Raw genomic sequence first — 19,548 nt, forward strand, 5'->3', positions numbered from 1 at the left:
TATCATTCCGAATGATAGTTACCTTTGCTTCATTCGATTCGTGCCATCACAGCCTGCCGAGCATCATCCGCCCATCTTCAATACATTGGCGGATGATTCCATGGAACAGTCACTCAAACATTTGCGCTTCCCCTTGGCCATGCTGGCCGTGCTGGTGATGAGCGCTTGCGGCAAGACTCCGGAGACTGCCGCCACTATGCCCGCTGCTAAAGTCAGCGTGGCCAAGGTGCTGGAACAACCGGTCAACGAGTGGGACGAATTCACCGGGCGCCTCGAAGCGCCGGAAACCGTTGAAATCCGTCCGCGAGTCTCCGGCCAGATCGACGAGGTCGCGTTCACCGAAGGTGCGCTGGTCAAGAAAGGCGACCTGCTGTTCCAGATCGATCCGCGTCCTTTCCAGGCTGAGGTGCGCCGCCTCGAAGCCCTGGTAGCCCAAGCGCGTGCCAATGCCACCCGCAGTGAAAACGAAGCCGGTCGTGGCGAACGTCTGCGTGCGAGCAACGCGATTTCCGCTGAACTGGCCGACTCGCGCACCAGCGCTGCCCAGGAAGCCCGCGCCGCCGTCGGCGCCCTGCAGGCGCAACTGGATCTGGCCAAGCTGAACCTGAGCTTCACCCGCGTCACCGCGCCCATCAGCGGTCGCGTCAGCCGTGCCGAGATCACCGCCGGTAACCTGGTGACTGCCGACACCACCCCGCTGACCAGCGTGGTCTCCACCGACAAGGTCTACGCCTACTTCGACGCCGACGAGCGTGTGTTCCTCAAATACACCCAACTCGCTCGCAACGGCCAACGTGGCGCCACCACTCCGGTGTACATGGGCCTTTCCAACGAGGACGGCAACCCGCACCTCGGTCAGATGAACTTCGTCGACAACCAGGTCAACCCGAAGACCGGCACCATCCGTGGTCGCGCGGTGTTCGACAACAGCGACGGCACCTACACCCCGGGCCTGTACGCGCGGCTGAAACTGGTCGGCAGCGGCACCTACAACGCCATGCTGATCAACGACGAAGCGGTCGGTACCGATCTGGGCAAGAAGTTCGTGCTGGTGATGGATGCGGACAACAAGACCGCTTACCGCGCCGTCGAACTGGGGCCGAAGATCGAAGGCCTGCGCATTGTGCGCACCGGTCTGAACAAGGACGACACGATCATCGTCAAGGGTCTGCAGCGGGTACGTCCGGGTTCGCCGGTGACCCCTGAAGTGATCCCGATGGCCAGCGAGCAGACCATTGCCGCTCTGGCTCAACAACGTCAAGCGCTGGAAGCCAGCAACCTGCCCAAAGTCGCACCCGCCAAAGGTGCACAGGGTACGGCTGTGAAGCTGGCCGCTACGACCCCACGCGGTTAAGGGACGACAACTCCGATGAATTTTTCCCAATTCTTCATTTCACGGCCGATCTTCGCAGCGGTGCTCTCGCTGTTGATCCTGATCGCCGGTGCGATCTCGCTGTTCCAGCTGCCTATCAGCGAATACCCGGAAGTCGTGCCACCGACCGTGGTGGTGCGTGCCAACTTCCCGGGCGCCAACCCCAAAGTCATCGGTGAAACCGTGGCCGCTCCGCTGGAGCAGGCCATCACCGGCGTCGAGAACATGCTGTACATGTCCTCGCAGTCCACCGCTGACGGCAAGATCACCCTGACCATCACCTTCGCGCTGGGCACTGACCTGGACAACGCGCAGGTGCAGGTGCAGAACCGGGTGACCCGGACCGAGCCGAAACTTCCCGAGGAAGTGACGCGCATCGGTATCACCGTCGACAAGGCCTCGCCCGACCTGACCATGGTTGTGCACTTGACCTCGCCGGACAAACGTTACGACATGCTCTACCTGTCCAACTACGCGATCCTCAACATCAAGGATGAGCTGGCGCGCCTGGGCGGTGTCGGTGACGTGCAACTGTTCGGTATGGGCGACTACTCGCTGCGGGTCTGGCTCGATCCGAACAAGACCGCATCGCGCAACCTGACTGCCACTGACGTGGTGACCGCAATTCGTGAACAGAACCGTCAGGTCGCTGCCGGTCAACTCGGTGCGCCCCCTGCCCCGAATGCCCAAAGCTTCCAGCTGTCGGTCAACACTCAGGGCCGTCTGGTCACTGAAGAAGAGTTCGAGAACATCATCATTCGCGCAGGCGATAACGGTGAAATCACTCGTCTGAAGGACATCGCGCGCGTCGAGCTGGGTTCCAGCCAATACGCCCTGCGTTCGCTGCTGAATAACCAGCCCGCTGTAGCGATCCCGATCTTCCAGCGTCCAGGCTCCAACGCCATCGATATCTCGAACGAAGTTCGCGGCAAGATGGAAGAGCTGAAGAAAGGCTTCCCTCAAGGCATGGACTACAGCATCGTCTATGACCCGACGATCTTCGTACGCGGCTCGATCGAGGCGGTGGTTCACACCCTCTTCGAAGCGCTGATCCTCGTGGTGCTGGTGGTGATCCTGTTCCTGCAGACCTGGCGCGCCTCGATCATTCCGTTGGTGGCGGTGCCGGTATCGTTGATCGGTACGTTTGCAGTCATGCACCTGTTCGGCTTCTCGCTCAACGCCCTGTCGCTGTTCGGCCTGGTACTGGCGATCGGGATCGTGGTGGACGACGCCATCGTGGTGGTGGAGAACGTCGAACGGAATATCGAGCTCGGACTGACCCCGGTCGAAGCGACCAAGCGAGCGATGCGTGAAGTGACCGGCCCGATCATCGCAACCGCGCTGGTACTGTGTGCGGTGTTTGTTCCGGCGGCGTTCATCTCCGGCCTCACCGGGCAGTTCTACAAGCAGTTTGCGTTGACCATTGCGATCTCGACCGTGATCTCCGCGTTCAACTCGCTGACCCTGTCGCCAGCGCTGGCCGCTGTGTTGCTGAAAAGTCATGACGCGCCGAAAGACCGCTTCTCCAAAGTGCTCGACAAGATCTTTGGTGGCTGGTTGTTCCGTCCGTTCAACCGCTTCTTTGAAAAGGCCAGTCACGGTTACGTCGGTACAGTGCGCCGGGTCATCCGTGGCAGCGGCATCGCCCTGCTGCTGTATGCGGGTCTGATGGTGCTGACGTTCTTCGGTTTCTCCAGCACGCCGACCGGTTTCGTACCTGGCCAGGACAAGCAATACCTGGTGGCCTTCGCGCAACTGCCGGACGCCGCGAGCCTGGATCGCACCGAAGACGTGATCAAGCGCATGTCCGACCTGGCGCTGAAACAGCCGGGCGTGGAAAGCGCCGTAGCGTTCCCGGGCCTGTCGATCAACGGCTTCACCAACAGCCCGAACGCCGGCATCGTGTTCGTGACCCTGAAACCATTCGACGAACGTAAGGACCCGAGCATGTCCGCCGGTGCAATCGCCGGAGCCTTGAACGGTCAGTACGCGAACATTCAGGAAGCGTACATGGCGATCTTCCCGCCTCCGCCGGTACAAGGTCTGGGCACCATTGGTGGTTTCCGCCTGCAAATCGAAGACCGGGGCAACCTGGGCTACGACGAGCTGTACAAAGAGACGATGAACATCATCACCAAGAGCCACAGCGTGCCTGAGCTTGCGGGGCTGTTCACCAGCTACACCGTGAACGTGCCGCAGGTCGATGCTGCCATCGACCGCGAAAAAGCCAAGACCCACGGCGTGGCCGTCAGCGACATCTTCGACACTCTGCAGATTTACCTGGGTTCGCTGTATGCCAACGACTTCAACCGTTTCGGACGCACCTATCAGGTCAACGTTCAGGCTGAGCAACAGTTCCGCCTCGAATCCGACCAGATCGGTCAACTGAAAGTGCGCAACAACAAGGGCGAAATGATCCCGCTGGCGACCTTCATCAAGGTCAGCGACACCTCGGGCCCGGATCGCGTGATGCACTACAACGGCTTCATCACCGCAGAAATCAACGGTGCGGCAGCCCCCGGCTACAGCTCCGGCCAGGCCGAAAAAGCCATCGAAAAACTGCTGAAAGATGAACTGCCGAACGGCATGACCTACGAGTGGACCGACCTGACCTACCAGCAGATTCTGTCCGGCAACACCGCACTGTTCGTGTTCCCCCTCTGCGTACTGCTGGCGTTCCTGGTGCTCGCGGCGCAGTACGAAAGCTGGAGCCTGCCACTGGCGGTGATCCTGATCGTACCGATGACCCTGCTGTCGGCCATCACCGGGGTGATTGTCTCCGGCGGCGACAACAACATCTTCACCCAGATCGGCCTGATCGTACTGGTGGGCCTGGCGTGCAAGAACGCGATTCTGATCGTCGAGTTCGCCAAGGATAAACAGCTGGAAGGTCTCGATCCGCTGGCTGCGGTACTGGAAGCCTGCCGCCTGCGTCTGCGGCCGATCCTGATGACCTCCTTCGCGTTCATCATGGGTGTGGTGCCACTGGTGTTCTCCAGCGGTGCCGGTGCCGAGATGCGTCACGCGATGGGTGTGGCGGTGTTCTCCGGGATGCTCGGGGTAACCTTCTTCGGTCTGTTGCTGACGCCAGTGTTCTACGTGTTGATCCGTAATTTCGTCGAGCGTGGCGAAGCCCGCAAAGCGGCCAAGGCGCAAGCTCTTCAAAAGCCACTGGAGGCGCAATAATGAGTCTGAAAGTCTTCCTGCCGAGTCTGCTGGTGCTGGCATTGAGCGCCTGCGCCGTCGGCCCCGACTACAAGACCCCAGCCACGGAGGCGGCCAATATCACGACCGCCACCGACGGCGCTGCCGGTCAGAAGAACTTTGACCGTTCGAAATTCGAAGGCATCTGGTGGCAGCAATTCGATGACCCGACCCTCAACCAGTTGGTGACGCAATCGCTGCAAGGCAACCGTGAACTGCGCGTGGCGTTCGCCCGCTGGAAAGCCGCCCGGGCGATCCGCGACGACGTCAGCAACGACGCGATGCCGACCATCACCAGCCGCGCGAGCAGTGATCTGGCCAAGGGGCAAATTCCCGGCCAGACCACCAAACGGGTCAACAGCGAACGCTACGACCTGGGTCTGGACATGGCTTGGGAGCTTGACCTGTTCGGGCGCATCCAGCGCAATCTGGAAGCCAGCGACGCCGATCAGCAGGCGGCCGAAGCCGATCTGTACCAGTTGCAAGTCACCATGATTGCCGAACTGGTGGACGCCTACGGTCAACTGCGCGGTGCGCAATTGCGCGAGAAGATCGCCGTGGCCAACCTGGAAAACCAGCAGGAGTCGCGCAAGATCACCATCAGCCTGCGTGACGCCGGCGTGGGCGATCAGCTCGACGTCGAACGGGCCGATGCGCGTCTGGCCTCGGTCGAAGCCAGCGTGCCGCAATTGCAGGCGGAACAGGTTCGGCAGAAAAACCGCATCGCGACCCTGCTGGGCGAGCGTCCGGACAAACTGACCGTGGATCTGAGCCCGAAAGACTTGCCGGCGATTGCCAAGGCCTTGCCGATCGGCGATCCGGGTGAACTGCTGCAACGTCGGCCGGACATCCTCAGCGCCGAACGCAAACTGGCCTCGGCCACCGCGCGAATCGGTGTGGCGAAGGCTGATCTGTTTCCACGGGTCAGCCTCAGCGGGTTCCTCGGCTGGACGGCCGGGCGTGGTTCGCAGATCGGCTCCTCGGCGGCCAACGCCTGGGCACTCGGCCCGAGCATCACCTGGGCGGCGTTCGATCTGGGCAGCGTGCGCGCTCGTCTGCGCGGCGCCGATGCCGACGCCGAAGGCGCACTCGCCACCTACGAGCAACAAGTGCTGCTGGCGCTGGAAGAATCGGAAAATGCCTTTAGCGATTACGGCAAGCGTCAGCAGCGGCTGATCTCGCTGATTCGCCAGAGTGAATCGAGCCGCAAGGCTGCCGACCTGGCGGAAATCCGCTACCGCGAAGGCACCACCGACTTCCTCGTGCTGCTCGACGCCCAGCGTGAGCGCCTGAATGCCGAAGACAGCCAGGCCCAGGCCGAGGTTGATCTGTATCGCGGCATCGTCGCGATCTACAAGGCCCTCGGGGGTGGCTGGCAGCCGGAAACCGTCGCCAGCAAGTAAGCGTTTTCAAAGAGCTCCTTTGGTTGGCCGCAACCAACCAATTTTTTGCCCCGCGTATCATTCGGTCGCGGGGCTTTTTTATGCCCGCCCCTGTAGGAGCTGCCGAAGGCTGCGATCTTTTGATCTTGTTTTTCAGAAGCGACATAAAAAGATCGCAGCCTGCGGCAGCTCCTACAGGTCCATTCGCAAGCACGGGTTTGACTCATGGCCTTCTCTGACCGAAGCTTGCCCCTCTGCTAAAGAACGCCAGTTCACGGAAATCTGCATGCCTCAGTCCCGCCGCTACCTGCTCATCAGCCTTGGCCTTGTGCTGCTCGTCGTCATTGCCTGGTTATCGCTGCGCTCCACCGCCCCGGTGGTGCCGGAAGCGATCAAGCGCGGCTACAGCGAAGCCCTGACGGCCGCCCGTTCCGGTCAGCCGGGAGCCGCGCGGCAGTTGTATCAGCAATTGGGTCGCCCGGACCTGTCGGTCAAACGCAGTGTCTGGCTGCTGGCCGAGCTGCCCAACTATCCGAGCCCGCAAGCGCTGAAACTGGCCGACGCCCACCTGCAGAACGGAGCCCCCGAAGTACGGCTGGCGGCGATTCAAAGTGTAATCGGGCTGGTGCCTGGCGGACAACGCAGTCTGCTGCTCGGGCCGATGCTCGACGATGAAGACCAACGCGTACGCTTCGCCGCCATCAACGCTCTGCTCGGCCTGACGCCGGATGAACTGGGGCTGTATTTCGCCCCGCTGCAGCAAGCCATCGATGGCTGGGAACACGTGCTCAAGGGGCAACCGGAAAGCGCCGCCATCTATGCGCAACTGGCACGCCTGTATCTGCACAACGCCGAACTCAAACAGGCCCAACAAGCGCTGGACAATACCCTGCGGCTGGAACCGGGCAATCTGCAGGCGCTGGTGATGCAGATCGATGTTCTCGACCGCCAGGGCCAGAGTGACGCCGCCCGCCAGCTGCTCGCCAAACAGCTGCAGGCGCAACCGGACTCCGCCTATCTGCAACACGCGCTCGGGCTGTGGCTGTTGCACCACGGCCAGCGTGAATTCGCCCTGCTCGGCTTGTCCAAAGCGGTAGAACTTGAGCCTGACAACAAGGATTACCGCTACGACCTCGCCACCACCCTGCACGCTGCCGAAGAGCTGGAAGCGGCGCAAAAGCAGTTGCAGGAAGTCGTCCAGCGTCACCCAGCCGACCGCAAGGCGCGAGTGCTGCTGATCAATTACTGGAAGGAAAGCGGCCAGTTGCAGAACGTGCAGATTCTGCTCGCGCAACTGGAGCAGATGAACCCTGATGACCCGGCGTTACAGCAGGGACTCTGAGCCTTTACCCATTAATTCAATGACATTTTGATATCGAAACATCGGAACCGTCATGACTGGCAGCGGTCAAGTAATCAGGTAGAGCACAACGGCTGATACAGCCTGCTGCCTCGATTCCCCTAGTCATGAGAGGGCATTCTTTGTCTACGTCCAACGAGTTGATCAGTGCAAAAGCCGCCACCGGCATCATTGGCCTGGATGACATCCTCGCCGGTGGTCTGTCCCGAGGGCATGTGTTTTTGCTCGAAGGTGAACCCGGTACAGGCAAAACCACCGTCGCGTTGCATTTCCTGATGGCGGGCGCCCGTGCCGGCGAACGCTGTCTGTACATCACGCTGTCGGAAACCGAGCGTGAATTGCGTCAAGGCGCGGCCTCCCACGGCTGGGAGCTGAACGAGAACATTGAAATCTTCGAGCTGACGCCACCCGAAAGCCTGCTCAACGCCGAGCATCAGCAAAGCCTGCTGTACTCGTCCGACCTTGAGCTGGGCGAAGCCACCAAGCAGATTTTCGAAGTGGTCGAGCGCTTCAAGCCGACCCGCGTGGTGCTCGACAGCTTGTCGGAGATCCGCCTGCTGGCGCAGAGTTCGCTGCGCTATCGCCGGCAGATTCTGGCGATCAAACATTACTTCGTGCGTTACGACGCCACCGTACTGCTGCTTGACGACCTGACCACCGAGTCCCTCGACAAGACCGTACACAGTGTCGCCCACGGGGTGATCCGCCTCGAAGAATTGACACCCAACTACGGCGCCGAGCGCCGCCGCGTGCGCATCGTCAAGTATCGCGGGCAGAAGTACCGTGGCGGTTACCACGACTTCACCATCATGGGCGACGGCGTGCATGTGTTCCCACGACTGGTCGCCGCCGAACACCGCAGCGACTACCCGCGCCTGCAATTGACCAGCGGCATCAAAGAAATGGACGCCCTGCTCGGCGGCGGCATCGAGACCGGTTCCAGCACGCTGATTCTCGGCCCGGCCGGTACCGGCAAATCGCTGATTTCGATGATCTTCGCCGCCGCTGCCGTAGCACGCGGCGAAAAAGCGGCGCTGTTCATCTTTGATGAAGAGCTGGGCCTGCTGTTCGAGCGCATGAAAAACATCGGCATCGACCTCAAGGCCTTGCAAGCCACCGGCAACCTGCTGATCGATCAAGTGGATGCCGCCGAGCTGTCCCCCGGCGAGTTCTCGCACCGGGTGCGCCGCTGCGTAGATGAGGGCAATATCAAGACCGTGGTGATCGACAGCATCAACGGTTATCAGGCCGCAATGCCGGAAGAAAACGCGCTGGTGCTGCACATGCACGAGCTGCTGCTGTACCTCAACCGCAAAGGTGCGGCGACCTTCATGACGGTTGCCCAGCATGGCCTGGTCGGCGACATGCAGGCGCCGGTCGACATCACTTACCTGGCCGACACGGTGATCCTGCTGCGCTACTTCGAAGCCATCGGCAAGGTCCGTCGAGCCATTTCCATCATCAAGAAACGTACCGGCAGCCACGAGTCGACCATTCGTGAATACCGCATTTCGGGCCAGGGCATGACCATCGGCGAACCGCTGGAAGCGTTCCAGGGCGTGTTGCGTGGCGTACCGACTTACCTCGGCGCGAGCAATCCGCTGTTGCGGGAAGAAACCTTGTGACAGTCTCCGTATCACTGCCAGAACGGGCGCTGATTCTGGCGCCCATGGGTCGGGACAGCCAAGTGGCGCTGATGATCCTCAATGAGGCGGGTTATGGCGGAGTCATCACCCCGGATCTGGGCGCACTGTGCGCAGAACTGGAGCCTGGCGCCGGACTCTTGTTGATTGCCACCGAAGCCCTGCGCGGCCCCGAGCTGGAAAGTCTTCTGCATTTTCTGGAGCAGCAGCCGGCCTGGTCCGATCTGCCAATCGTCTTGCTGACCCACCACGGCGGCCCGGAACCGGGCCCCTCCTCGCGCCTGAGCAAACTGCTGGGCAACGTCACGTTCCTTGAGCGCCCGTTTCATCCGGCGACCCTGGTCAGTCTGGTCTCCACCGCCCTGCGCGGGCGACGACGACAGTACGAAGCCCGCGATCGCCTGATTGATCTGAGTGAAAGCGAACGCAGACTGCAATCGACCCTGGAAACCCTTGAGCAACAGGTCGAGGAACGCACCGCGCAACTGCGCCACAACGAAGAAGCCCTGCGCCAGTCACAGAAAATGGAAGCGGTCGGTCAGTTGACCGGCGGCATCGCTCACGACTTCAACAACATGCTCACCGGGATTATCGGCAGCCTTGAACTGCTGCGCCGGCGGCTGGCTCGCGGACGCCTTGATGACCTCGACAGCCTGATCGATCTCGGTGTCACTTCAGCCAACCGCGCGGCCGGCCTGACCCACCGTTTGCTGGCGTTTTCCCGCCGGCAATCGCTGGACTCCAAAGCCGTGCAGATGAACACACTGGTGCTGTCGATGGGCGAGCTGCTGCAACGCAGCCTCAACGAAAGTATCCAGCTGGACATGCGCCTCAACGACCAGTTGTGGATCGCCGAAGCGGATCCCAATCAACTGGAAAGCGCCCTGCTCAACCTGGTACTCAACGCCCGCGATGCAATGCCCGAGGGCGGCAAACTGGTGGTCGAAACCAGCAATCAGGTGCTTAAGCCGGAGTTCACCGAGGCCTACCCGAATCTCGAACCCGGCGACTACGTGATGCTCAGCGTCACCGATAACGGCAGTGGCATGGCGCAGAGCGTGGTCAGCCGCGCGTTCGATCCGTTCTTCACCACCAAGCCGATCGGCCAGGGCACCGGGCTGGGTCTGTCGATGATTTACGGCTTCAGCAAGCAGTCCCGTGGTCACGTCTCGATCGACAGCGAAATCGATCAGGGCACCACGGTCAAACTGTACCTGCCGCGCTTTCGCGGCGAAGAGCTTGAGCATCCGGTGTCCGATATTCAGCAGGCCCCGGAAGCAATGGATGGCGAAACCGTGTTGATCGTCGAGGACGACCCCGCCGTGCGCGTACTGGTCAGCGCGGTGCTCAGTGAGTTGGGTTATGCGTTTGTCGAAGCCGGCGATGCCGATGGTGCAGTGCCGATCCTCAACTCGGCGCAGCGCATCGACCTGCTGATCAGTGATGTCGGTCTGCCAGGCATGAATGGCCGGCAACTGGCGGAGATCGGCCGGCAGTATCGGCCGGGGTTGAAGGTGTTGTTCATCACTGGGTATGCCGAGCACGCGGCAGTGCGCGGTGGTTTTCTTGACCCGGGCATGCAGATGATCACCAAGCCGTTCACTTTCGATCTGTTGACGGCGAAAGTGCGCGAGATGATTCGTGCCTGACCCTGACACTGGGCAATCCTGACAAACCGAAGCGTCGCATCAACGGCCAAATGCTCAGCATAGGCCGTTTTTTTATCGCTGAAACCTGTCAACTCTGACAGCTATCCAGCGGCATTCATTATTGCTTGAATCGCTGCGCAAGGTGCTGCGCCCTGTCCAGGGAGCCGTACCGACTCAATGTATGGGCGCGGACGAGGAAAGCATGATGAACAGAAATCTCGCACTGACATTGCTGCTGAGTATGGCGTTGGCGGGGTGCTTGTCCCCTGAGCAAGGACAGGTAAAAACGCCAAGCGACATGGGTGCCACCGGTGCTGCATCCAGCGTGGCACAGAGCGGTTCTCAGGTCGCAGCTGACCTGACGGCGCGCTACAACGATGTAAGGATCGACTGTGGCTCAGCCTCAACACCTGCGTTTTTGTGTTCTGGAGTCATATTACGCTCGACCGTACCCGGCCCCGGCTACTCAACCTGGAATCCAAGTCCCCACTCACAGCAGAGCGGCGGGGTGTCCTTCTCTTATCTACGAAAAGACGCAAAATTCCAGAATTTGTTGTTCGGCCAAAATAGCGGACTTATTTTCAATCCGATTCTCGCCACCCCTCCGGGAAAACTGAAAATCGAGATACTTTGTGCCTATCCGATTGATGGCTGGAGCCAGCTACGCGATAAACCGGGATGTGGCGGACATCCCTACTACCCGACGCAGAGCCTACGCTGTCAAACCCTCGGCATCACCACAGCTGAACAGTGGATGGCGCACTGGCGAGCTGTACCGACTCCCGGAAATGGTCCAGCCTACCAGTGCAGTTTTGATGTTCGAGACAGTATGAATAATCTTGGGGCGGATTCGTTCTACCAGTCGATACGCGTCAGGAACATGCTGGGGGATTCCTGGTTTCATCAACATAATGAATTGATTCTTGCAACCTGGCCGCAGAACGTGCCGCAGCAACTGCCGATCCAGGCCTTCTTCTACATCAACGACGGTCTGGCGAATGCTCGACACGACCAGCGTGATTTCTATAACCACACTGGAGGCATGGTGGTGCCGATCATCAAGATCGTTTTGCCATCCACCCCGTCGGCGAACGCCACGTTCAACTTCAGCCAAGCGGATCAGCTTTATTGAGAGACGTACCCGCCACGGTGCGGGAGATGATTCGATGCTGACGCCTGAACATGGCAGAACAACTGAAGCTCGTCAGCAACCAACTGCTCAGCATAGGCCGCTATTTCATGGTTGAAACCTGTCAACTCTGACAGCTATCCAGCTGCAGTCACCCTTGTTTGAATCGCTGAGAAAGGTGCTCCGCCCCTGTCTAGGGAAGCCGTGCCTGCTTGACACATGAGCGAAACAGAGGAAGGCACAATGAATAGAAATCTTGCACTGATATTGATGCTGTCGCTGTCGTTGGCGGGCTGTTTGCCCCCCGAACAGGCACAGGTAAAAACCGACAGTGGGATCGGCGTATCCAGTGCGGCCTCCAGTACGGCACAGACTGGCCCGCAGGTCGCCGCGGATCTGACGGCGCGTTACAACGATGTGCGGCTCAATTGCGGCTCAGCTTCGATGCCGGCGTTTCTCTGTCGCGGGATCATGCTGCGCTCAACCGTTCCTTCCACGGCTTACAAGGCCTGGAACCCCAGCCCTCATTCTCAGACCAGTGGCGGTGTGTCCTTTTCATTCCTGAGCAAAGACGCCAAGTTCACGGGACTGGTTTTTGGTCAGAAGAACGGCTTCATTTTTTTCCCCGTGATATCGCGCCCCACCGGCACACGGCAAATTGAAGTGCTTTGCTCCTATCCACTCGATGGCGCCACGCAATTGAGAATTGCGCCCGGTTGCGGCGCACACCCCTACTCACCCGATCGCAGTCGACGCTGCCAGACCATTGGCATAGGCACAGCCGAAGGCTGGCTAGCCAATCGTCGGGCGAATAGCTGGAATATTTGCAGCTTCGATGTGCGTGACTCGATGAATCACCTGGGCGCGGACTCTTTTTACCAGACCATTCGTGCTCATCAGCTGGGCGGTTTTTTCGCCGGTCAACATGACTATATCGAGTTGATTCTGGCGACCTGGGCGCAAAACATTCCGAAAGAGCTGCCAATTCAGGCGTTCTTTTATCTGGATGGAGGATTGGCCGGGGCGCAGTTTGATCAGAAAGATTTTTTCAATTCGACGGGCGGCAAAGTAGTGCCGATCATCAGGATCGTTTTGCCATCCACGCCGGCGGCGGATGCCACGTTCAGTTTCAATCAAGCGGATCAGTTTTATTAGAACTTTCCCCAAAACAACTGTAGGAGCATCAGCCGCTACGGATCAGGCCAGCAATTCCTGAATCTTTTCTTGCAATACATCCAGATCGAACGGTTTTTCCAGGATCGGCGCCTTTTGCGTGATCGGGCTGCCGGTCTCGCGGATTTCCTGCGGGTAGCCGCTGATGAAGATTACCTTCAGATCCGGGCGCAGTTTTACTGCCGGCTCGGCGATCTGCACACCGGAGATCCCGCCCGGCAGGCGGAAGTCGGTGATCAACATGTCCAGATGCGGTTTGCTCGCGAGAATCTCGAACGCCTGCTCGCCGTTTTCGGCTTGCAACACGCGGTACCCCTGCCCAGACAGGTAATCTGTCAGCACCATCAAGATAACCGGTTCGTCCTCGACGACGAGTACTACATCTTGTGCATCTACGCTCATGGGAAGCCTTTGTTCGGTCAATAGCTGCTGATACGACCGTGCGGTCACTCAGAGGTTGCGTCGGATATGCCGTTTTCCTGGATTGGCAGACAAACGCGAAACAGGGCGCCTTCGTTGATTTGACTCTCGACGACGATGGAACCGCCATGGGCGGCGACGATCTGCTCGGAAATGAACAGACCCAGCCCGAGACCAGCCACTACCGTCTTGGCGGAAACCCGTTCGAACTGTTGGAAAATACGTTTCTGATTCTCTTCACTGATGCCGATGCCACGGTCCTGAACTTCGACCCGCGCCTCGTCGCCTTCACGGTACACGCGCACCTGAATCGGGCTGCGACCGCCGTAGCGCAAGGCATTGGTCAGCAGGTTGGACACCACCTGCTCGATGCGGAATTCGTCCCAATAACCTTCCACCGGCCCGGACGCGGTGAACGATACTTCGGTCTCGGCCGCCTCTATCTGCTGTGCGAAATTCTGCAGCAGGTTGCCCACCAGTTGCGACAGATCGAAGCGATTCGGCCGGATCGACAGCTTGCCCGTGCGGATACGCGAAACGTCGAGCATGTCTTCGATCAGCCGGATCAGGCTTTTGATCTGGCGCTCGTCGCGATCGACCATCGCGTGCATCTTGTCCAGGGTGAACGCCGCAGCGTTGTCCCGCGCCAGGTGCATCTTGCGCAACTGGGTTTCAAGTATCAGGCCGTTGAGCGGCGTGCGCACTTCGTGGGCGACGATCGACATGAAGTCGTCGCGCATGCGCACCGCCTGCTCCAGCTCTGACTGCGTGCTTTGCAATTGTTGCAGCAGCGCTTCCTGCTCGCGGCGCGCCTGCTCCAGGGCTTCGACCTGTTGTTTCATGGCCTTGCTCTGGCGGTACAGGTCGACGAACACGTTGACCTTGCTCTTCACCGCGTGGATATCCAGCGGCTTGTGCAGGAAGTCCACCGCCCCGCTCTCGTAGCCCTTGAACGCGTAGTTCAGTTCACGGCCGGCGGCGCTGACGAAAATGATCGGGATGTTCTTGGTTTTTTCAGTGCCACGCATCAACTCGGCGAGTTCGAAGCCGTTCATGCCCGGCATCTGCACGTCAAGGATGGCCATGGCGAACTCGTGTTGCAGCAGCAGCGAAAGTGCCTCGTCCGCCGACAGCGCCTTGTACACCGTGCGGTCCTCGCGCTTGATCAGCGCTTCGAGGGCCAGCAGGTTCTCCGGCAGATCGTCGACGATCAGCAATTTGGCCTGGATATTACTCAGCATGCGATTCGTTCCAGCTCGACAAGCAGACGGCCGATGCCGTGAATGGGTAGGACATGGTCAGGCTGCTGAATTTTCAGCGCAGCCTGAGGCATGGTGGCGACCTGTGCATCTTGCGGGTCTTGAACGATGGTCAGTCCGCCGCGCTGCTTGACTTGCGCCAGGCCGCGAGCGCCATCGTGATTGGCGCCGGTCAGCAACACGGCAGCCAGGGTTTCGCCGTAAACATCAGCGGCGGATTCAAACAAGTAATCAATGGCCGGACGGGAATGGTGCACGCGGTCTTCAAGACTCAGCGACAGACTGCGATCCTGTTCCACCGACAGGTGATACCCGGGCGTGGCGAAATAAACCGTGCCGGGCATGATGTCCTGCTTGTCGGTCGCCTCTGCCACCGGCAGCATCAGGCGCCGGGCGAAAACCTCGGCCAATTGGCTGCGGCGCTCCTCCGGCAGGTGCAACACGACAATGATCGGCAACACGTAACCCCGGCGCAGCGGCGCGAGCAGCGTCAGCAGGGCCTCGACCCCTCCGGCGGAAGCCCCCACCACAATGGCCTCGACGCGAGGCAAATCCACGGCATCGTTCATAATTTGCGGTAGATCCGTTCTTGTTTGACCAGCGGCTCGAACTGGTTCGAGTAGCCGGAGAAATCCAGCGTTTCCTTGCTGCCCAGCACCAGAAAACCACGGTGGCACAGCGATTCGTGAAACAGACCGAAGGCACGGTCCTGAAGTTTCTTGTTGAAGTAAATCAGTACGTTGCGGCAGGAAATCAATTGCGTTTCGGAGAACACGCTGTCCGTCGCCAGGCTGTGGTCGGCGAAGGTCACGTTCTCACACAGGCTCTTGTCGAAAATCGCGTAACCGTAGGCTGCAGTGTAGTAATCGGCAAAGGAACGCTGACCGCCGGCCTGCTGGTAATTGGCGGTATAGGCGCGCACGTTCTCCATCGAGAAAATGCCCTGCTTGGCCTTGTCCAGCGAGCGCGGGTTGATGTCGGTGGCGTAGATGATCGTACGGTCGAGCAGGCCTTCTTCGCGCAGCAGAATCGCCATCGAATAGACCTCCTCGCCAGTGCTGCACCCGGCGATCCAGATTTTCAGCGACGGATAAGTGCGCAGCAGCGGCACCACTTCCTTGCGGATTGCCAGGAAGTGCGACGGGTCGCGGAACATCTCGCTGACCGGGATCGTCAGCAACTGCAGCAACTGCATGAACGCCGTGGGATCGTGGAGGACTTTCTCCTGCAACGCCGAGATCGTCGCGCATTCGAACTGACTCAAGGCGTGCTGCACCCGGCGCTTGATCGAAGCGCCCGAGTAATCGCGAAAATCGTAGCTGTACTTGAGGTAGATAGCCTCAATCAACAGGCGTAATTCGATTTCGCTGTTGCGCTCCGCGGAGTGACTGCTATCCACTAAATGCGTTCCATCTTCGGTAACCACACACGAATCAACGAGAACAGGCGATCCAGATCAATGGGCTTGGCCAGGTAATCGTTCGCGCCCGCCTGCAGGCAGCGCTCCTGATCGTCCTTCATGGCCTTGGCCGTCACCGCGATGATCGGCAGCTTGCGCCAGCGCGGATCCTTGCGGATTTCAATGGTGGCTTCAAAACCATCCATCTCCGGCATCATCACGTCCATCAGCACCAGGTCGATGTCCTCGATTTCATTCAACTTATCAATCGCTTCGCGACCGTTACGGCCGATCACCACGACTGCGCCCTTGTGCTCCAGCGCACTGGTCAGGGCGAAGATGTTGCGCACATCGTCGTCCACCAGCAGCACCTTGCGGCCTTCGAAGACCTTGTCGCGACTGCGGGCGGTCTTGAGCATCTTCTGCCGTTCATGGGACAACTGCGATTCGACTTTGTGCAGAAAGAGTGTCACCTCATCCAGCAGACGTTCCGGCGAACGCGCGCCCTTGATGATGATCGAGCGTGAATACTTGCGCAGCTCGGCCTCTTCGTCGCGGGTCAGGTTGCGTCCGGTGTAGACGATCACCGGCGGGAACGAGCAGATGTCCTCGGTCGACATGCGCTTGAGCAGATCGTTGCCGAGCATGTCCGGCAGCTTCAGATCGATCACCATGCAGTCGTAGATCGTCGTGCGCAGCTTCTCCAGCGCGTCTTGCGCCAGACCGACGGCGGTGATCTCGATGTCCTCGTCACCGATCAGGCGGGCAATGCTTTCGCGTTGCAGATCGTCATCTTCGACCAGCAGCACGCGCTTGACCTTCTGGGTCAGCTTGGCTTCGAGACGAGCGAACACGTCTTTGAGCTCTTCGCGGGTGGTCGGCTTGACTGCATAACCGATCGCGCCCATGTGCATCGCCGCTTCAACGCGGTCTTCGACCGAGATCACGTGCACCGGGATGTGCCGGGTTTCGGCGTGTTCTTTCAGGCGTTGCAGTACGGTCAGCCCGGAATGGTCCGGCAGACGCATGTCGAGCAGGATCGCGTCCGGCACGAACTCGCGGGCCAGGTCATAACCTTCATCCGCTCCGTGCGCCACCAGACACTGATAACCCAGTTCGTGGGCCAGGTCGTAAAGGATGTGGGCGAAATTCGGCTCGTCTTCCACCACCAGAATGCAGCGCGTGGCGAACGGCGCCTTGCCACGGTCGTCGGCAAAGCGCGGGATGTGCACCGGCGCCAGCGGCGACACCGCGATCGATGGCGGCTGAACCACCGGTGTCGGAGCCAATGCCGGCGGCGTCAAGGTCAGCGTAGCTGCGGGGCTGTCACCCGGCTCGCTGTATTGCTGCGGCAGCACCAGGGTGAACACGCTGCCCTGCCCTGGTGCGCTGCTGACGCTGATCGAGCCGCCGAGCAAGGCTGCCAGATCGCGCGAGATCGACAGGCCCAGACCGGTGCCACCGTACTTGCGGTTGGTGGTGCCGTCTGCCTGGCGGAACGCTTCGAAGATGCTTTCCTGTTGATCTGCAGCGATACCGATCCCCGAATCGCGCACGATGAACGCAATGCGTTCGTTCGGCTGGCCGGCGATGGTCAGGCTGACCGCGCCGTGTTCGGTGAACTTCACGGCGTTGGACAGCAGGTTCTTGATCACCTGCTCCAGACGCTGGCGATCGGTGTACAGCATGATCGGCGCATCCGGCTGCAACTCGACGCTGAACGTCAGTTGCTTGTCCGCCGCCAGCGGTTCGAACACGCTGCGCAGGCCGTCGGCCAGACGCGCGACGCTGGTGTTTTCCGGGATCACTTCCAGCTTGCCGGCCTCGACCTTGGAAATGTCGAGAATGTCGTTGATCAGGTTCAGCAGATCGTTGCCCGCCGAATAGATCGACTCGGCGAACTTGACCTGTTCGGCCGTGAGATTGTCCTGCGGGTTCTCGGCCAGCAACTTGGCGAGGATCAGCGAACTGTTCAGCGGCGTGCGCAGTTCGTGGGACATGTTGGCGAGGAATTCGGACTTGTACTTGCTCGAACGCTGCAGCTCTTCGGCGCGCTCTTCGAGCTGCACCTGAGCCTGATTGAGCTCGGTGTTCTTCTGGTCCATGGCGTCGCGCTGCTCGGCCAGGGTTTGCGCCTGTTCGGCCAGCTGCTCGTTGGTCTGCTCCAGCTCGACTTGCTGAGTTTCCAGATGCGCCTGGGATTCCTTGAGAATCCGCGACTGTTCTTCCAGCTCTTCGTTGGCGGTTTTCAGCTCTTCCTGCTGCACCTGCAACTCTTCGTTGAGCTGCTGGGTTTCGGCCAGCACTTCCTGCAGACGCTGGCGATAACGCGCCGCTTCGATCGAGGTGCCGATGTTGCCGGCAATCAGTTCCAGCAAATCGATATCGCGCTCGGTGAGCGGGCGCAGAAAGCCCAGTTCGATCACGCCGTTGACCCGGTCATCATCACTGGTCGGCACCACCAGCACACTGCGCGGCAGGCCCGCACCCAGGCCGGAGCTGACTTTGAAGTAGTCGTCCGGAACCGAATCCAGGCGAATCAGTTGTCCCTGCTCGGCAACCTGGCCGACGATGCCTTCGCCGCTGTAGATCTGCTGATCTTTTTCTTCCTGTTCGCGGGAGAACCCATAGGACGCCACGCGCTTGAGGCCGCCGTGCTCTTCGCGTACGTACAGCGCCGCCACCGCAGTGCCCAGATATTGCGCGCAGAACTGCAGGATGTTGCGCCCCAGCAGGTTAAGCGTCAGTTGCCCCAGCACCTGTTCCGCCAGTTCGGTCTGGCCGCTACGCATCCACGCCTGGCGCTCCAGACGCTCGGCGCTGGCTTGCTGCGCCGCAAGGTTGGCGCTGTAGCTGTCCGACAGGCTGACCAGATCGCGCCGGCCGACATAGGCCAGCAAACCGCTGATACCGGCGATGAACAGCAGGTACAGAGTGATGCTCCAGATCGTGGTGCGGCGCACCTCTTCGTTGCGCGTGGTGCGCAACTGCTGCTCCATGTCGATCACGTCTTCGAACTGCTTGCGGATCTCATCGGTCAGGCGCTTGCCGCGCCCGGCCTTGACCGCGCCCCGGTAGTCACCGCTGGAGCGCTGCAGATCGATCATCGATTGCGCGTAGTTGCTCCATTCGGTCTGCAAGGCCTGCAGACGCCGCAGACGATCGGTTTGCACGGGATTGTCGGCGGTCAATTCGAGCAAGGTATTGAGCGCCACGTTGATCCGCGGCTTGGCAGTCTCGTACGGGTCGAGGAAGTGCTCGTCGCCGCTGAGCAGGAAGCCGCGCATGCCGGTTTCCAGATCAACGGTGAGTTTCACCGCTTCGTTGGCGTTATTGATCACCCGGTCGGTGTGTTCCACCCACTGGATCACCGAGAGCAAATAGGTGATCAGCGAAATGAAAAACACAGCACTGATCGCGCCGACGCCCAAGGGCAGACTGATGTTGCGCGTCAGGAGTTTACGGAACCGTGCTTCGTCAACTGTAGACCGAGTGGACATGAGGCAGCCTTGTCGAACTGTCGAAACCCGGGAGTTTGCCCCAAAACGGTACTATGGA

13 protein-coding genes are annotated in these 19,548 nt (G+C 60.1%); 8 read left to right on the plus strand and 5 right to left on the minus strand.

All coding sequences use genetic code 11. The features are described 5' to 3' along the window. The first annotated feature begins 100 nt into the window (after positions 1–100). The 8 genes from mexE (at position 101) to JN524_RS01940 (ending at position 12,894) form a co-directional block, all read left to right on the plus strand. Positions 101–1,354 carry a multidrug efflux RND transporter periplasmic adaptor subunit MexE gene (gene mexE / locus JN524_RS01905; protein WP_139053919.1) on the plus strand — a complete coding sequence of 418 codons (1,254 nt, stop codon included), beginning with the start codon at positions 101–103 and terminating at the stop codon, positions 1,352–1,354. A 15-nt stretch (positions 1,355–1,369) separates the two neighbouring features. Beyond that, the gene (locus tag JN524_RS01910; RefSeq protein ID WP_098964106.1) at positions 1,370–4,558 is read left to right on the plus strand and encodes an efflux RND transporter permease subunit; all 3,189 of its coding nucleotides are present in this window, start codon (positions 1,370–1,372) and stop codon (positions 4,556–4,558) included. After that, positions 4,558–5,979, plus strand: a complete 1,422-nt coding sequence (locus JN524_RS01915) for an efflux transporter outer membrane subunit (RefSeq protein WP_027612754.1) — start codon at positions 4,558–4,560, stop codon at positions 5,977–5,979. The genes JN524_RS01910 and JN524_RS01915 overlap by 1 nt, the downstream gene beginning before the upstream one ends. Before the next feature lie 265 nt (positions 5,980–6,244). Beyond that, a complete protein-coding gene (locus tag JN524_RS01920; protein WP_202368281.1) occupies positions 6,245–7,300 on the plus strand; it encodes a tetratricopeptide repeat protein in 1,056 nt (351 codons plus the stop codon). Positions 7,301–7,440: 140 nt separating this feature from the next. Then, entirely contained in the window at positions 7,441–8,943 is a 1,503-nt protein-coding gene (locus JN524_RS01925; RefSeq protein ID WP_027612749.1) for an ATPase domain-containing protein, read from the plus strand. Then, on the plus strand, positions 8,940–10,610 hold the full coding sequence (locus JN524_RS01930; protein WP_202368282.1) for an ATP-binding protein: 1,671 nt from the start codon (positions 8,940–8,942) through the stop codon (positions 10,608–10,610). The genes JN524_RS01925 and JN524_RS01930 overlap by 4 nt, the downstream gene beginning before the upstream one ends. Positions 10,611–10,815: 205 nt before the next feature. After that, complete coding sequence (locus JN524_RS01935; RefSeq protein WP_202368283.1) at positions 10,816–11,742, plus strand: halovibrin HvnA; 927 nt, start codon at positions 10,816–10,818, stop codon at positions 11,740–11,742. A 240-nt stretch (positions 11,743–11,982) separates the two neighbouring features. Then, entirely contained in the window at positions 11,983–12,894 is a 912-nt protein-coding gene (locus tag JN524_RS01940; protein ID WP_202368284.1) for a halovibrin HvnA, read from the plus strand. 42 nt (positions 12,895–12,936) lie between these two features. On the opposite strand, the gene JN524_RS01945 is transcribed toward JN524_RS01940, so the two are convergent. From JN524_RS01945 to JN524_RS01965, 5 genes are read right to left on the minus strand one after another with little or no spacing between them, the layout of a single operon-like run. Then, entirely contained in the window at positions 12,937–13,314 is a 378-nt protein-coding gene (locus JN524_RS01945; RefSeq protein ID WP_007963558.1) for a response regulator, read from the minus strand. Positions 13,315–13,358: 44 nt separating this feature from the next. Beyond that, positions 13,359–14,573 carry a hybrid sensor histidine kinase/response regulator gene (locus JN524_RS01950; protein WP_202368285.1) on the minus strand — a complete coding sequence of 405 codons (1,215 nt, stop codon included), beginning with the start codon at positions 14,571–14,573 and terminating at the stop codon, positions 13,359–13,361. Further along, the gene (locus tag JN524_RS01955; protein ID WP_202368286.1) at positions 14,567–15,160 is read right to left on the minus strand and encodes a chemotaxis protein CheB; all 594 of its coding nucleotides are present in this window, start codon (positions 15,158–15,160) and stop codon (positions 14,567–14,569) included. Before JN524_RS01955 ends, JN524_RS01950 begins: the two co-directional genes overlap by 7 nt. Continuing rightward, a complete protein-coding gene (locus tag JN524_RS01960) occupies positions 15,157–15,990 on the minus strand; it encodes a CheR family methyltransferase (RefSeq protein ID WP_027612745.1) in 834 nt (277 codons plus the stop codon). The genes JN524_RS01955 and JN524_RS01960 overlap by 4 nt, the downstream gene beginning before the upstream one ends. Beyond that, positions 15,990–19,490, minus strand: coding sequence for a response regulator (locus JN524_RS01965; protein ID WP_202368287.1), 3,501 nt, complete (start codon positions 19,488–19,490; stop codon positions 15,990–15,992). The genes JN524_RS01960 and JN524_RS01965 overlap by 1 nt, the downstream gene beginning before the upstream one ends. Positions 19,491–19,548: the final 58 nt, after the last annotated feature.

The sequence above is a fragment of the Pseudomonas sp. MWU318 genome (genome assembly GCF_016756945.1).
Taxonomy (GTDB): domain Bacteria; phylum Pseudomonadota; class Gammaproteobacteria; order Pseudomonadales; family Pseudomonadaceae; genus Aquipseudomonas; species Aquipseudomonas putida_A.

Bases quoted from the DNA above. Each gene is read 5' to 3' on its own strand.
- mexE (WP_139053919.1), top strand. From the start codon at position 101: ATGGAACAGTCACTCAAACATTTGCGCTTCCCCTTGGCCATGCTGGCC.
- JN524_RS01910 (WP_098964106.1), top strand. From the start codon at position 1,370: ATGAATTTTTCCCAATTCTTCATTTCACGGCCGATCTTCGCAGCGGTG.
- JN524_RS01915 (WP_027612754.1), top strand. From the start codon at position 4,558: ATGAGTCTGAAAGTCTTCCTGCCGAGTCTGCTGGTGCTGGCATTGAGC.
- JN524_RS01920 (WP_202368281.1), top strand. From the start codon at position 6,245: ATGCCTCAGTCCCGCCGCTACCTGCTCATCAGCCTTGGCCTTGTGCTG.
- JN524_RS01935 (WP_202368283.1), top strand. From the start codon at position 10,816: ATGAACAGAAATCTCGCACTGACATTGCTGCTGAGTATGGCGTTGGCG.
- JN524_RS01940 (WP_202368284.1), top strand. From the start codon at position 11,983: ATGAATAGAAATCTTGCACTGATATTGATGCTGTCGCTGTCGTTGGCG.
- JN524_RS01945 (WP_007963558.1), bottom strand. From the start codon at position 13,314: ATGAGCGTAGATGCACAAGATGTAGTACTCGTCGTCGAGGACGAACCG.
- JN524_RS01950 (WP_202368285.1), bottom strand. From the start codon at position 14,573: ATGCTGAGTAATATCCAGGCCAAATTGCTGATCGTCGACGATCTGCCG.
- JN524_RS01955 (WP_202368286.1), bottom strand. From the start codon at position 15,160: ATGAACGATGCCGTGGATTTGCCTCGCGTCGAGGCCATTGTGGTGGGG.
- JN524_RS01965 (WP_202368287.1), bottom strand. From the start codon at position 19,490: ATGTCCACTCGGTCTACAGTTGACGAAGCACGGTTCCGTAAACTCCTG.